Annotated in this window: 9 protein-coding genes and 1 other RNA gene; 9 read left to right on the top strand and 1 reads right to left on the bottom strand. The window is 59.3% G+C overall.

The window, feature by feature from the left end; genetic code table 11:
• Positions 1–268 precede the first annotated feature (268 nt).
• The gene (gene wecB, locus K227x_RS11265) at positions 269–1,429 is read right to left on the bottom strand and encodes a non-hydrolyzing UDP-N-acetylglucosamine 2-epimerase (RefSeq protein ID WP_145169583.1); all 1,161 of its coding nucleotides are present in this window, start codon (positions 1,427–1,429) and stop codon (positions 269–271) included.
• A 377-nt stretch (positions 1,430–1,806) separates the two neighbouring features.
• On the opposite strand from wecB, the gene K227x_RS11260 reads away from it, so the two are divergent.
• The 9 genes from K227x_RS11260 to K227x_RS11220 all read left to right on the top strand — a co-directional run bounded on the left by K227x_RS11260 (position 1,807) and on the right by K227x_RS11220 (position 15,825).
• Positions 1,807–3,804 carry a hypothetical protein gene (locus K227x_RS11260; RefSeq protein WP_145169582.1) on the top strand — a complete coding sequence of 666 codons (1,998 nt, stop codon included), beginning with the start codon at positions 1,807–1,809 and terminating at the stop codon, positions 3,802–3,804.
• 274 nt (positions 3,805–4,078) lie between these two features.
• An RNA gene (gene ffs / locus K227x_RS11255) (signal recognition particle sRNA small type) lies at positions 4,079–4,173 on the top strand.
• A gap of 76 nt (positions 4,174–4,249) precedes the next feature.
• Positions 4,250–6,157, top strand: a complete 1,908-nt coding sequence (dnaX, locus tag K227x_RS11250; RefSeq protein WP_145169581.1) for a DNA polymerase III subunit gamma/tau — start codon at positions 4,250–4,252, stop codon at positions 6,155–6,157.
• A 136-nt stretch (positions 6,158–6,293) separates the two neighbouring features.
• On the top strand, positions 6,294–7,604 hold the full coding sequence (locus K227x_RS11245) for an FMN-binding protein (RefSeq protein ID WP_145169580.1): 1,311 nt from the start codon (positions 6,294–6,296) through the stop codon (positions 7,602–7,604).
• Positions 7,601–8,653 (top strand): non-reducing end alpha-L-arabinofuranosidase family hydrolase, encoded by a 1,053-nt coding sequence (locus tag K227x_RS11240; protein ID WP_145169579.1) that lies wholly within the window; start codon positions 7,601–7,603, stop codon positions 8,651–8,653. The genes K227x_RS11245 and K227x_RS11240 overlap by 4 nt, the downstream gene beginning before the upstream one ends.
• Positions 8,650–11,019, top strand: a complete 2,370-nt coding sequence (locus tag K227x_RS11235) for a 4Fe-4S binding protein (RefSeq protein WP_145169578.1) — start codon at positions 8,650–8,652, stop codon at positions 11,017–11,019. Before K227x_RS11240 ends, K227x_RS11235 begins: the two co-directional genes overlap by 4 nt.
• A 502-nt stretch (positions 11,020–11,521) precedes the next feature.
• The gene (gene ppk2 / locus K227x_RS11230; RefSeq protein WP_145169577.1) at positions 11,522–12,430 is read left to right on the top strand and encodes a polyphosphate kinase 2; all 909 of its coding nucleotides are present in this window, start codon (positions 11,522–11,524) and stop codon (positions 12,428–12,430) included.
• A gap of 510 nt (positions 12,431–12,940) precedes the next feature.
• On the top strand, positions 12,941–14,599 hold the full coding sequence (locus tag K227x_RS11225; protein ID WP_145169576.1) for an apiosidase-like domain-containing protein: 1,659 nt from the start codon (positions 12,941–12,943) through the stop codon (positions 14,597–14,599).
• Positions 14,600–14,634: 35 nt separating this feature from the next.
• Positions 14,635–15,825 carry a cytochrome P450 gene (locus K227x_RS11220; protein WP_218933938.1) on the top strand — a complete coding sequence of 397 codons (1,191 nt, stop codon included), beginning with the start codon at positions 14,635–14,637 and terminating at the stop codon, positions 15,823–15,825.
• Positions 15,826–15,846 lie beyond the last annotated feature (21 nt).

Here is a 15,846-nt window from a genome sequence, read left to right as displayed (position 1 = left end):
GAAATCGACCTTCACCTATTCAGTCAGAATCTGCCCGACGTATCTGATGACGTGCGGTGCCGATGGTGTGCGTGGGCCCTTGTTTTGCCGTACTGGCATCTGCCAGTGCCTATGTCTGCCGTACCGGCATCTGCCAGTACCGCGTTCGCCCAACCTGCGTTCACCGGCGGGGGCACCATCGGACATTCCTCAGGATCGGCAGCATTGGCATCGCATCCACCGGCGATCTCGTTCGATCGGCCCATTCAACGCAACGCGATCGATCCGACTATTTTTGCTGACCCGACCATCTTTCCAGAATCCAGTCGACGATCCTTGCCGACGATTTTCCATCGCCGTACGGATTGTCGATCACGCCGGATTGTTTTTGGCGATCCGATTTGCCTGCCGCGGCCAGCGACTCACTGACACGGCGGACGATCCGTCCACGATCGGTCCCGACCAATTCGGCCAAACCGGCTTCGACCGCCTCGGGACGTTCGGTTTTTTCTCGCGTCACCAGAACCGCATTTCCCAGCGACGGGGCTTCTTCCTGAACGCCTCCCGAATCGGTCAACACAACACTGGCTCGATCCATCAACCAAACAAACTGAGGATAGTCTGCCGGCGGGACCAGGTGCACGTTTTCCAGTCCGGCCAAACGCTGGTGCACCGGACCTTGCACGTTGGGATTCAAGTGAACCGGATAGATGAACTGGGTTTCGGGGTGCAGTCTGGCTAGATCGGCGATCGCATCCAGTATCGAAGCCAAGCCGTCGCCAAAGTTTTCGCGGCGGTGCCCGGTGATCAGGACGACCGAATCGGCCGTTGCCGCCGGGTATTGCTGGCGCCACTTGGCGTCGTCGACGCGTTCCTTTTGGACCGTGTGCAGAAGAGCGTCGATGACGGTATTGCCGGTAACGCGGATATTCTGCTGTGGGACGTGTTCGCGGCGCAGGGCATCCGCGCTCCGCTGGGTCGGTGCACAGTGCAGTTCCGTGATGATGCCCGCCACGCGGCGATTGAATTCCTCGGGCCACGGCGCCGTCAAATCGCCGGTTCGCAGCCCGGCTTCGACATGGACGATCGGCACCCCGTGATAGAACGCAGCCATCGCGGCGGCCATCACGGTCGTCGTATCCCCCTGAACCACCACACAATCGGGTTTTTGATTGACGATCACCCCGTCGACGGCTTCCAGGCATGCGGACGTCAATCCGGTCAGCGTTTGCCCCGGCTTCATCAGCCCCAGGTCGATATCGGGCGTGATGCCGAAGTAACCGAGTACCTGAGCGAGCATTTCGCGGTGTTGGCCCGTGCTGCAGATGATCGGCGCGATCTGATCGGGACGTTTTTGGCACTCTAGGATGACCGGACACAACTTTATCGCCTCCGGACGGGTGCCAAAAACGATCAAAGGACGCAAAGTGCGTGCGGTGAGGGGCGTCATGTCTGAATTTGAGACAGTTTTAGGGATCGGCCGTAGCTTGGCCTTGGGCAGAGATAGCCGGGCGGATATACATATAGTCGATGAAGGCGACCGATGAGTGACTTTTCCTAAACCGAAACCGGTCCCAGGCCAACCGCCCGACATCAATGCGCGAGCGGCGCAAATCAACACAGAAACCAGCAGCCGTCGAGACAAATCGCAACGATGCGAAATTCCGACGATCGGTCTCGGCCTGTTGAAGTCGCCCGCCCACCGAATAAAGCTCCGCAACCTTATCGGGCCGCGCGAAACTTCGGCAAATTTTTGAGCGCCTTTGGTACTCGTTTGTCTAGCCGCAGCAGCCCAAGCATCACCCCACTCGCTGAAGCGAACCACTTATGAGATCCGACCACTGGAATTTCCTAGCCAATTTGCTGGGAACCCCCGGACCTGCCGAACCACCAAAGAAAGCTGCTGCGAAAGCCGAAGCTGCGAAATCAGAACCCGCACCGGTCGAAAGCAAGCCATCCCCAAGCAAACCTGTCGAAGCTCCGCCTGTTGAAAAGGCGGCTCCGATTGCTGCCGAAGAACCCCCAATCGAAGAACTGGACGACGTTTTCGCCCACTTCAATCGCCCGGAAAAGGCAGCTCCCAAGCCGAAACCTGAACCGCAGCCCAAGTCGGCTCCTGCGCCGGCCCCATCGGCGGATGCGTCCAAACCAGCGTTTGACAAAGCACCCGAAAAGAAACCTGCGACGTCGCGAACATCAGCGTTTTCGGATTCCGATGACGCCAGCGACATTCCACCTGAAAAAGTCCTGGACGCGCTGACCGCCGTCGAACCGCCGCAGGTGTTGCCCGGATTCGGTGCCCCCACCCGATCCAGCGGCGCTTCGTCCTACGATCCGGCCCCGCGCCCCGAAGCCGACCCATCGGCGCTGGACAGCGCGATCCGAAGCCGCCGTGATCAATCGACCAGCGACGATGGGAACGACGATTCCAAATCCAGCGATCCAGCGCTGCAACGAAAAACGGAATCCCGCCCCAAGCCGCGGCGCGATGCTGATTCCAATGATTCGGGTTCCCGCAGCAGCCGGTCGCCTGATTCACGAAAAGATGAACCACGCGACAGCGCTGAACCACGCAAGGCATCCGGTGGATTCGGTTCCGGACTTGTCGACGACAGCGATAACGGCGACGACGATTCTTGGGGCAGCCCGCGTCCGAAGACCGGCCGAGGTGGACGGGGTCGCAGTGACCGCGGACGCGAGGATCGTTCAAGCGAAGATCGTCCTCGCAGCGAATCACCGCGTGACGAGTCACCTCGCCGCGAAGCCGCACCCGAGGAAAACACACGCACCACGACCGCTCGCGGTGGCGCAGGCCGAGACGAATCCGTCCGTGACGAACCTGGCCGCGATGAACCCAGCCGCGATGGTGGTGACGACGAGGGACGTCCAACACGTCGACGACGCGGACGACGTGGATCACGTCAACGCACCAGCGAAGACCAAGTCGCACAGACCGATGGCGACGAAAATCTTGACTCCAACGCTCCGTCGGTCAAACGCGAGGAAGTTTCCCGCGATGACAGCGACGACCAGGCATCGGAAGACCGACCTCGGCGACGAGGTCGTGGTGGCCGAGGCGGACGTGGCCGCAGCCGTTCGGAATCCAACGAAGTCGAAGAAGTCGAAGTCCGCAGTGGATTTGACGATGACGAACTCGACGCGAAGGTTTTTGTCGACGAATCCGACGATGATTCCGACGACGACAAGCCGGCTGCCGAATCCGATGGTGACGAAGATCGCAAACCACGATCTCGCCGTCGCGGACGACGTGGGCGAGGCCGAGGCCGCAGCGGCGAAGGCCGATCCAGCAAAGACGGCGACAACGAAGACAGCTCGGAAGAAACCTCCGGTGCTGGACGTTCGGAAACTTCGCGGCGTCCTGACCCGTTGGCATCCAAGTCGGCCTTCGGCCTGGACGACGATGTCAGCGACATCAGTTTCAGCGACGATGCGGATGAAGACACCAGCTCGGATTCCGACAACGACAACGACAGCGATGACGCACCTCGCAGCCGACGTCCCCGTGGACGCGGTGGGCGTGGCCGACGCGACAACAGTTCGCGCACCGAAGGAAACCGCACCGAAGGAAACCGCACCGAAACCGCACGCACCGATCGCGATGACCGGTCACGTGACGACCGCGGCGGCAAGGACCGAAACGCCGACGACGCACCGGCCGCACGCCGGGAACCGCGACGTGGCGGTGACGTTCCAACCTGGTTAGAAACCGTGGATTCGTTTGTCGAAGGCAACATCGACAACCACAAAAAGAACAAAGGTGGTGGCGGATCCGGTGGACGCGGTGGACGCGGTCGCCGGCGATAGTCATCGACTTTGTTAGCGAGGCCGACGAATTTCTAGAGCGGAAATTCCGAGGCCGGGAAGGGCGACCTCGGACACAATCCCGAGTTATCGCCAATCGGGGCTTGGCGTGTCGCTGAAATCGTCTATACCATGGCCCGCCTGGACATCAATCAACGATGTGTCGTCGGGGTGGTTCCCGATTCATACCTCGACACACTATGATGCTGTCCGACGGTGATGCGACGAACCCGACCACGGCTTCGACGCATGCCCATCAATGAATCACTTGCCCGTCAGTGGCGGCCCTTGCGACTGTGAGTCGTGAACCTGGTCAGGCCTTAACTGGAGCAGCCATAAGCGGCGTAGCTTTGTGTGAGGGTCGCCTCTGACGGGCAAGTTTTTTTCATTCTCTCGCGTTGCTGCTTAACCCCATCGGCGACGCGCATTCCCCCTGCGACGGTCCCGCATGTCCGACAGCACGTCCAAAGCTGGTGATTACGTCGTCGTCGCAAGACGATACCGTCCGCGTGGATTTGACGAACTGGTCGGCCAAGACCATGTCGGCCGCGCCCTAAAAAATGCGATCGAAACCAATCGCGTTGGCCACGCCTATCTGTTCACCGGGGCTCGCGGAGTCGGCAAGACCAGCACCGCGCGGATCTTTGCCAAAGCCCTGAACGATCCGACCGGCCCCACCGCCAATCCCGACAACGCGTCCGATGTTGCCCAAGCGATCGATTCGGGTGAAGACGTCGACGTGATCGAAATCGACGGTGCCAGCAACCGAGGGATCGACGAAATCCGATCGCTGCGGGCCAACGTTGGCGTCCGCCCCAGCCGATCGCGATACAAAATTTACATCATCGACGAAGTCCACATGCTGACCGGGGCAGCGTTCAACGCGCTGCTGAAAACGCTCGAAGAGCCACCCGAGCATGTGAAGTTCATCTTCTGTACCACGGACCCAGAAAAGCTTCCGATCACGGTGCTTAGCCGGTGCCAACGATTCGATTTCGCGCCCGTTGAAGTCACCAAGATCGTCGGTCGACTTCGAGAAATCATCACGGCCGAAGGTGCCGCAGCGGATGATGTCGCACTGGAACTGATCGCTCGCCGTGCGGCCGGATCGATGCGTGACAGCCAGTCGCTGCTGGAACAGGTGTTGTCGTTCAGCGATGGCAAACTGACCGCCGATCAAGTCCACACGATGCTGGGCACCGCAGACGACGTCCGCCTGCACGCACTGGCCACCGCGATGGCCAATCGGGACGCCGCCGAATCGATGAAGCAACTCGACGAAGCGGTCGATGCCGGCGTCGATGCGGGTCGCCTGGCCGAACAATTGCTGGGCTACTTTCGCGACCTGATGGCCGTCACCGTGGGCTGCGACGAAACGTTGATGCGACACACATCGGCATCGCTGCATGGCGAACTAAAAGCACTGGGCGATACCTGGGGCTTGCAAACCGTCCTGGCGGTTGTCGGGCTGATCGACCAGACGTTGGTGCGGATCCGATTAAGTGTTTACAGTCGCGTTTTGATGGAAGCGACACTGATCCAGATTTGCAATCTGCCGGACCTGCAAAACATCGTCAACCTTGCCGCAGCGGCACGCACCGCCACCGATTCGGGCGAAAAAAAAAAGCTAGCCCCTAGGCCCCCGCAATCTCGCCCGGTCCCAGAGATCCCCCACCGGCCGACCCCGGGAACCGAACCACAAGCGGCGACGCCACCCCATCCGCCGGCGGCCGCGCCGACGCCTACCCCAGATCCCGTTCCCACATCCGCTGCGCCGCAGACCTCTGCCGCCAACAACGCACCGGCGACCGGGCCACCCGCTGTTTCCGCAGCCGGGGCAAGCGCCAACACGGCTAACGGCGCAGCCTCGGCCAACGGCGCGGCCGCGGCAGCCCCCGACGATGCCGCTGCGACTGCACAGGGCGAAACCGCCGCTGTCGCCGCCGGAGATGTGATCCCGTTGACGGAAAGCTCAGCGTCCCAAGTTTGGGCGGCTGCGATCAACCGATTGGAAGAAGTTCGCCAATCGTTGGCGCGTCAGATCGAACGCGCCGAGTACCTGGGCCCGGGCAAGCTTCGCCTGGTCTTTCCCGCCGAAGCCGGGCTAACGATGCGGCGGTGCGATGCACCCGACAATCGGTCTGCGATTGTCGATGCGGTGTCCGAAGTGATGGGCGAACGAGTGGCACTGGAATATCACTCGGCTCCCCCCAAGCCAAAGCCGGTCGCCGTCAAAGAGGCCGCGCCGAAGCAGACGCGGATGCAGCGAATGCGCGAGATCGAACTCAATCCGCTGATCAAATCCTGCGTCGAAGCATTCGGCGCAGAGATTGTCCGGATCGACCGCCCACGATAGCCCAGCCCAACTCGGATTTTGGGACTCGCACCGGCAACTTGCGACATTGGCATCGGTTATCTTAGACGCCACGCGATCGGGAATCAGACCGATCGCGCGGTTCGTTCACAAGTTGCCCCCACCTGCGGCCCCGCCAATGCCAGCCTTCGATTCGCGTATCGGATTTGCCTTCCTGCTGGTCATCACAACCATGTGGGGATCGGCCTCGTCCGGAACGGCCCAGGACCGCGTCGAGTTTCTAAGCGGTGCCAAACTGCAAGGAAAGATCCTTCAGATTCGAAAGGACGCCAAAGAATTCGATATCGAAACAATGTTGGGCGGGCGAAAATTCACTCGGACTTACCCCTATTCGAAAGTCCACGCCGTCACGATCGGTGACAAACGTTTTGAACTAACACCGATGTCCCCCACCGGCACCGCGAACAGCAGCCAGTCGGAACCGGACGCAGACAGCCCGCCTGTGCGTTCGCAGAAACAGGTCCAACAACTGATCGACCAAGCCGGGCAAACATTGCCGGATTGGTTCGAATCAACGCAACTGGACTATCCCAACACGTTGGATCTTAGCTGGCCGCTAAAGGCAACAGGCCCCTGGAACGGTCGCAAAAACGTTGGCCAACATCTGTGGGATACGATCAGCCCCAACCGCCGCCGTTGGCATTCGGGCATCAAACTGATCCATCACTGCCTTTCGCTTCACAGCGATCCGGCACTGCAGCAGCGCGACAAAGAAAAGCTGGGCAACCTGTACTTCACGTTGCTGCAGGACTATCCACGGGCGGCATATTGGTATCAGCAAGCCAACACCACCGTTGCCAAGCCAGACGGCATCCACCTTGCCGAATGCTATTGGCGAATGGGCAACAGCAAGATGGCATTGGACCTGTTGGATTCGCGATTGATGTCGATGGACGCGGTCAAACTGCTCGGTGACATGGGCCATTTGGACCAGGCGATCCGTGCGGCCCAGCCCTACCTTGGTTCCGCCATGGACAACCAAACGCTGCTGGCCTTAGGGGACGCGGCGCGCACCAACCAGAAAACGGACGCCGCCATCGCCTACTACCAAAACGTTCTTAGCAACGACAACTTTCGCAATCAAGAATACAAGGACCGCCTGCAGGCTCGGGCCCGTCAAAGCATCGATGCGATTCGTTTGCGTGATGCCGCCGACCCCGCGAAAGTCCCCGACGGAACCTTCACCGACCGCAGCACCGGATACAACGGCAATGTCGAAGTCGAAGTGAAAGTCGCATCAGGTCAGATCCAATCGGTGAACGTGACCAAGCATCGCGAGAAACAATTCTATGCGGCATTGGATGATGTCCCGCGTCAGATCATCCGTCGGCAAAGCATCGAAGGCATCGATGGTACCAGCGGCGCCACCATCACGGCTGAAGCGATCGTCCATGCCACGGCCAAGGCGCTGGCCGGAGCGTCCCGATGATGGCTCGCCCCCTTTGGCTATGCGTGCTGGGATCCGTTTTCGCGATGCTTGCGGCGCCGCGATCCGCATCATCCCAAGACGTCTGGTCAACCGGCAATTTCCGCTGGCAGGTCAGTGCGCCCCTGATCCGTGCAGACGCCGATCGGTTGCCACCGGCCGACCCAGACCCGTGGATCGCAGTGAAGGATCCTAGCGTCGTCCGATACAACAACCGCTGGCACGTCTTCTGTACGCTTCGAAACACAGGATCGGGCGACGGGCGAATTCGGATCGGATACATCGCCGCAGACGACTGGGCCAACGCGGGCGATTCGGACTGGCAACTGTTGGATTTGACCACCGGCTATCACGGCGCCCCACAGATCTTCTATTTCGAACCCGAATCGACGTGGTACCTGATCTATCAAGCCGAAGATGCCTCGCGGGGGCTCCGCTATGGCCCCTGTTTCTCGACCAACCCGGACATCACCAACGCCGCCGGATGGACCCGACCACAACCCATGATGACGTTCGCCCCCGGTGCCAAAGCGGGCCTTGATTACTGGGTCATCTGCGATCAACAACGGGCGCACCTGTTCTTCACATCGCTGGATGGGCGGATGTGGCGATCGGAAACCGCTTTGGATCAGTTCCCAGCCAACGGCTGGTCCGCTCCCGTCGTCGCCTTGCAAACGGACATCTTCGAAGCCAGTCATACCTACCGAATCCAAAACCAATCGAAGTACGTTTCACTGATCGAAGCAAAGGATGCCAAACGCCGTTACTTCAAAGCCTTCGTCGCCGACCGGCTGGACGGAAAGTGGCGTCCGCTAGCCGATTCGCCACAACATCCATTCGCGTCGCCGGTCAACATGATCGATTCCGAAGAATCGTGGACCGACAACTACAGCCATGGCGAACTGCTGCGTGCGGGATTTGACCAAAACTTGGAAGTCGCTCCCGACAACGTTCGCTTTCTGTTTCAAGGCATCGACCGCCGTGACGCATCGGACGATTCCTATGGCCAACTGCCCTGGCAATTGGGAATTCTGACGCTGAAGTCGCCATGAACACCATCCCAGCAACCTTGGCCGCCGTCGCCGGGGCGATCCTGTTGATCGCTGCGTTGACATTGCTGGATCGCAACCGCACGACCGCTCGACTGCGTTTGGACTGGTTCGTTCCCGCCTTGCGGCGACGAAAAACGGGACAGCCAAGCTCCCATTCGCTGCTGGGCCGCGTTTACCAACGGATCATCCCACCGTCACTGCGTTCGGATTGGCAAACGAAACGCCGAGGGGTGCTTCGCCGCGGATTGCGACGACTAGGAATCAGCTGGTTGGCGTCTCCGGTGCGTCGCGTGATCCAAACCGTCTGCTTGCTGATCTTCCTGACACAATTCCTGTACGTGTTGTGGCCTTACAACAGTCGGCCGGTTGACCGTGATGCGGGATCCATCGGCTGGTCGATTGAAACGATCGACGAGGCGACCGGCGACGTCTTGCTAACCCGTGATGATTCCAACACCATCGATGAAGCGGACAAACCGCCGCCGCAATCCCCACTGCGTTGGTTAGCCCATCCCGATTCATCTCGCAACCAAGCCGGTCCAGGCGTTGCAGTCCTAGGCCAGTTCGTGATCACCGAGGTGTCACCCGGATGGCGACGACTAGAACCCGGCGATGAAATCTCGGCCGAACTGCTGGATGCGTACATCAGTGGCCGCGCGGATCTGGAACTACGCCACCACGATCCCAATGGTTGGCCATCGCACTATGCCGACTCGCTAGCGTCGAAACAATGGATCCCGGCGGACCTTTTTTTGACGATCGATCCGCTGGTCAGTTTGTCGACCGCGATCGCGTCGCGAAGCTGGGTCGCATCGCTGATTTCGGCTGCGGCGATTCTGATCGTCTGCCTTTTGATACCACGCGGATTCTGTGGATACCTGTGCCCGCTAGGCACCACGATCGACTTTTTTGATTGGGCCGTCACTCGTCGCACCAAACGATTCCAAGTCCCCGGGGATGGATGGTGGGTCCACATCAAATATTACCTTTTGGCCGGCACGTTGGTCAGCGCCGTGTTGGGCGTGCTAGTGTCAGGGTTCGTTTCCGCAATTCCGGTGATCACGCGAGCCTGTCTGTTCATTGCCGAACCGATTCAATCGGGATCGTTGCGTGGCTGGCACCTGGTTCCATCGTTCCATGCCGGTCAGTGGATTTCGATCGCGATGTTCGCCGGCGTGTTGTGCCTGGGATTCATGCGTCCCCGGTTTTGGTGCAAATATGTGTGCCCCAGCGGAGCATTGTTTTCGCTCGGCAATCTATTTCGAGTGACCGAGCGGAAGGTCGAATCGTCCTGCATCAATTGCAACAAATGTGTCGAAATCTGTCCCTTCGATGCGATCAAACCGGACTTCACCACCCGCACCACCGACTGCACGATGTGCCAGTCCTGTGGCGGTGTCTGCCCGACTCATGCGATCAAGTTTGTCGAACGCTGGAACGTCGTCGAATTGAAAGTTGCTGGTGTTCCGTCGACGCATGAAACCGCCATCGGTCGGCGTGGATTTCTGTCGTTGGCCGGTGGCACCACCGCCGCCGTAGCCGGCGGGGTCGGGATCGCGGCGGCGACCAAGTCTTGGGGCGCAAACCTGAGTTCCCCGGATGCCGCTGGCCCGGTCCGGCCACCGGGAAGCGTGCCCGAGCAAGACTTTCTGGAGATGTGCATCCGATGTGGTGAGTGTTTCAAAGCGTGCCCGAACAACGTGTTGCAACCGGAGGGGTTTCAGCAAGGATTCGAAGGCCTTTGGACGCCACTGGTCAACGCGGACTGGGCTGGCTGCGAATCAAGCTGCAATGCCTGTGGTCAGGTTTGCCCGACCGGCGCGATCCGGCCATTGCCGCTGGAGGAAAAGCGATACGCGCGAATGGGATTGGCCGTGGTCAACGAATCGACTTGCTTGCCCTGGGCCGGCCGCGAAGCCTGTGACCTGTGTGTCCAGGAATGTGATGCCGCGGGCTATCATGCAATCGAGTATGCACAGGTAGGCACCGAGGCCGACGAACAGGGCCTGCCGATCGAAGGCACGGGGATGCTGGCGCCCGTCGTGCGAAGCGATGCCTGTGTGGGGTGCGGGCTCTGCCAAACCCGATGCGTCGCGATCAACGTCAAAGACAAAGGACTGCTGTCAGAATCGGCCATCATCGTTGAAACCGGCGACGGCAAAGAAGATCGCTGGACTAGCGGATCCTACCGCGATCATCATCGAAATCGAAACCAGCCCGACACCATCGAAAGCGGATCAAGCAAGTCAGGTGGGGCGACAACCGACTCAACACCCCATCAGCTAAAAAATCAGCAGCCAGAAACACCGCCGCCAACATTCGATCCGTCGACACTCGACCCAGCGGATAACAGCAGTCCGTTCTGAATCACCGCCCCCCGACCGACGGTTGATTCGTGGGTTCCGCCGAACAGCGATCTAGCGAACAGCAATCTAGCGGACAGCAATCTAGCGAACACCATTCGCCCGAATCTTCGAATGCAGATCAGCGACGCGATCCACTGGGCCTGCGGCTGCATCCGATGGCGTCATGAATTTTCCAAGAAGTCCGCGAGAATCTTTCGCGACCACATCGCGACCACATGGGCATGAAATCATCTTGCAGGCAGGCCCAGCCCGTCAACGCGCCTGTGATCGCGTGACGTGACGGATCGCGTGACGTGACGGATCCCGTGACGTCGCGGATCCGCTGTGCTGGTGTGCGGGCGCACGGCTGGCACGGACCGGGGGCACACTCTCCCCTGTTGGATCCCCGATTCGCTCCGTAACCTGTTGACCGAAGGCGCGGTCAACCGAAGACGCCGATGCGGTGATCGCCTTTCAGACATCGACCTCATTTTGCATCCATTCACATTGCGGCATTCGCCCTATGAACGACGAACAAGGATTCGACATCCACCGCCTCCGCGACGAGCTCCTCGACTCGATCGACGAGGAACTGGAACTGGAACTCGACGACATTCGTTTTTCGCGAGACGACGAGCGGACAGACGGCGGATCGGGAATCGATCGAAAGGCTTACTTTCGCGAGCTGCTGGAATTGCAACGCGAATTGGTCAAGCTTCAAAACTGGGTCGAGGAAACCGGTGCCAAGATCGTGGTCCTGTTTGAAGGTCGCGATGCGGCGGGCAAGGGCGGTGCGATCAAGCGAATCACTCAACGCTTGAACCCGCGAGTGTGCCGGGTCGCAGCACTGCCGGCTCCCACCGAACGTGAAAAGACTCAGTGGTACTTCCAACGCTATGTGGCTCACCTACCCGCCGCCGGCGAAATGGTGCTGTTCGACCGAAGCTGGTACAACCGCGCTGGTGTTGAACGAGTGATGGGATTCTGCACCGACAAAGAATACGAAGAGTTCTTGCATACCGTCCCAGTGTTCGAAAACATGCTGATCGGATCCGGCATCTATTTGCTGAAATACTGGTTTTCTATCACCGACGAAGAACAACAGTTTCGATTTCGATGTCGGATCAACGATCCGCTGAAACAGTGGAAGCTGAGTCCGATGGACTTAGAATCTCGTCGTCGGTGGGAACAGTACACGATCGCCAAAGAGATCATGCTGGAACGGACGCACGTCGAACACGCGCCCTGGTGGATCATCGAAGCGGTGGACAAGAAGAGTGCTCGGCTGAACTGCATCCACCACCTGCTGCAACAGATCCCGTATCAAGAGGTCCCGCAGCCCGAAGTGGAATTGCCGCCACGCAAACACAACGACGACTACGAACGCAAACCCGTCCCCGACCAAATGGTCGTGCCGCGAGTCTACCCTTAAACCGTCGTGCGAACACGAATTCAACGCCACGAATCATGGGCGGTACACTGCTGCGAGATTGGTTTCAGTCGAACGGTTCGGTTCTCTCCGAGGTTCACGTCGATGTCCACTCTCCCAACGAGATTCGTATCTACACGCACGAAGAGGCAGTTAGCCAGAAGTCTTTCGGATGATTAGCAACGCACGGGAAATATCTTTCGTAGTGGGATTCGCCAGAGTTCCTGACCGTCGGGTTGGCGGGGGGAATTCTGGCGAATCCCACTACTGCAGTCCCGACACTGATTGATCGTGCGTTGCTTAGCCGTTTTGGCACGAGCGGCCTGCTGATTTGGTGAGCCGCTGGCCGTGAGGCCACGGGCAATCGAGGATTCCCGGCCGCGTACGCGTCGCGGCTAACGAAATCAGCAGACCGCGTGGCGGGACTCGCAATCTTGTACACTGCAAGGGAGCCACTCAAGAATCGGACAGGCAATCGGCTGATGTCTTGAACGAACCCCTCAGGAAAATTACATGACGAACAAACTGGTTCTTTCATTCGTTCTACTTTTCGGGTGTGCTTGCGTCGGCCCTACCGGCACGCCTGCCGCAGAAGCGGTGACGGAGTGTCAGCAGTGGAGTGAAGTCGAACTTGAATTCACCGCTGATCAGGAAACGGCCAACCCTTACACCGATGTGGAGGCCTGGGTTGATTTCACCCACGACGATGGGACGAGCATCCGTCGACCGATGTTTTGGGATGGCGGGAAAACATTTCGTGTCCGATTTGCATCGCCCCTGGCTTCCGGAACTTGGCATTGGCAATCGGCCGATCGTGAGAACGATCCGGGCATCCACGGGAAAACCGGATCATTCCACGCGGTTGAATCGAAGACGGCAACACCGACCGTGTTCACGCAGCATGGTTTTTGGAGCATTCCCAAAGGCGGACGAAACCTGATTCATGCCGACGGTACATCGCGTCTATTGTGCGCCGACACCGCATGGGCGTTGCCGTGGCGGGCAACCGTCGAGCAGGTAAAAACGTATTCGCAGGATCGACGCGACAAAGGATACAACGCGGCCTTGCTGATGACGGTACAGCCGGACATAGGCACCGAAGGCCCACGTTCTCGTACCGAAGAGGGCGGTTTCGATGTCGGTTTCGAAGATCTGCCGAAGGGATCGTTGCAGCAACTGAATCCGGAATACTTTCAGACCTTCGACCAATTGGTGGATGTGTTGACCGCGCACGGCATCACGCCGGTTTACCAACCTGTCTTTCACGGGTACGGATGGAAAGGAGGCGGTACGGCAGGCAACGTGATCAGCGCCGAAGACTACGCCCGGTATTGCCGCTATCTGGTCGCTCGCTACGGTGCCCGGCCGGCGATCTGGTTGGTGGGAGGAGACGGTCCAGCGGAAAAAGAATCGATCGTCCACCAACTCGATTTGGCGGGACGCGAGATCGAAAAGTGGGACGCCTACCAGCAGCCCACCGGAATTCACTATTCCCCGCATGCGAAGAACCGTACGCATCAGGACAAAGCGTGGCTGGACTTTCAGTGGTGCCAGACAGGCCACGGAGGCGAACACATTGCCGAACGAGTCGCCGATATGTGGCGGAACCTACCCGCCAAAGCCGTCGCCAATGGCGAACCGACCTACGAAAACATCGGTCGCAAAGGCAACGGAGCAGGGTGGTGGCAGGGGCACGAAGCGTGGTGCAACCTGACCGCAGGCGGCACGATGGGAGTGGTCTACGGAGCCGGCAGTCTCTGGCAATGGCGGCTCGACGCCAACGAAGCTGGCCATGCCAGTTGGTGCACCGCCCCAGGAGCAGGTTGGCGTGAAGCACTCGACTTCGAAGGATCCAAGTATCCCGGCATCGCCGCGAAAATCTTGGACGGATTGCCGCTTGCCAACATGGAACCGAACTGGGACTGTACGTACGGGCGGCGTGGACTGTTGGTGCCAGGAAAGCTGTTCGTGTTGTACCTGCCCAACGGCGGAAACTCGGCGATCCTTTGCAAAGATGTCCCTCGATCCTATCGGGTCTACGATCCTCGAACAGGGAAGGTCGTGGGTCAGGATCGGCTCGAGGACAAAGCAACCGCGCAAGCCAACAGCGGATCATCGGGCCAACCTCGCGTGCTGGTCTTCACGGCGGACGCAACCGCCACGCAGGAATGATTGGCTAGACCCCGCTCTCTGGTAGTTACGAAACCGTGCCACAACCTGATTCCCAAGCGCCCCAAGATTCCCCGCAGATCCCTGACGCTCGCGACCCGTTCAAGCGATCGCGACAGGAAAAGGGCGTGATGCAATGCCCGTTCCATGGAGAAGACATTGCAATGATTTTGCGGCACGCCGATGTGCGTTCCGCCGCCGCGGACATCGAGACCTATTCGTCGGACGCGCCCTTCCGCGTGCCGATCCCGTCGGAAGAATCCGTGCGGACGATTCGCCAACTGCCGATCGAGACGGATCCGCCGGACCATGCCGCCTATCGCGCCATCACCGATCCATTTTTTTTGCGTGCGAAGAAGCCAGAGGTGATTCAGCAAGCCAAACAAATGATCGACGCAGCAATCGAATCCGTGATGACGGGCGAAACGTTCGAGGCCGTTTCGCAACTGGCGCTGCCGATTCAGTCCCGTGGGCTGACCTACCTACTGAACATGCCCGAATCCGAATCGGAGATTTGGATTGATTGGGGAATCCATGTTTTCAAAGTCACCGGTGGCGAATTCAAATCGGGAAATGTCTTGGAAGACTACCTCAATGATCAATTCGATCGAGCCGAATCCAACCCCAGCGACGATTTTTTCAGTGCGTTGACTCAGGCAACTTTCCAGGGTCGCAAGTTGACTCGCGACGAATGTCTCGGCTTTGGCAACTTAGCGTTTGCCGGCGGGCGTGACACAATCATTCACAGCCTGACATCGATCCTGGCACATTTAGGCGAACACAGCGATGAACTGGAGTATCTTCGCCAGGACCCGCGTCGGATCACGCTGGCTAGCGAAGAGTTCTTTCGCGTGTTCATGCCGCTTACTGTGCTTGGTCGCGTGTGTCCCCAAGGGGCCGAAATCCATGGCGTCGAAGTCCCTCCCGATCACCGCATCGGACTCTGCTGGGCGTCGGCCAACCATGACGAAACGGTCTTTGACGATCCGGGATCCGTTCGTCTTGATCGCCGTCCCAATCCTCACGTCTCATTCGGTTTCCGCAACCACCTGTGCCAAGGGGCGGCTCACGCCCGATTGCTGGTTCGGGCGTTTCTGGAAGTGCTTTGCGATCGAGTGGATCGAATCGAGATTGTCGACGCGGTCGAGCAAGTCGAACAGCAGGAAACGTTCACCCGAGTGGTGGGATACGAATCGCTGAACGTGCGGTTCCGCCCGCTGCAGTCCTGACTAGGAACCTGCCGAAAACCG

The organism is Rubripirellula lacrimiformis (genome assembly GCF_007741535.1).
In the GTDB taxonomy this organism is placed as follows: Bacteria; Planctomycetota; Planctomycetia; order Pirellulales; family Pirellulaceae; genus Rubripirellula; species Rubripirellula lacrimiformis.
This window is presented reverse-complemented; position numbering and strand designations above follow the sequence as displayed.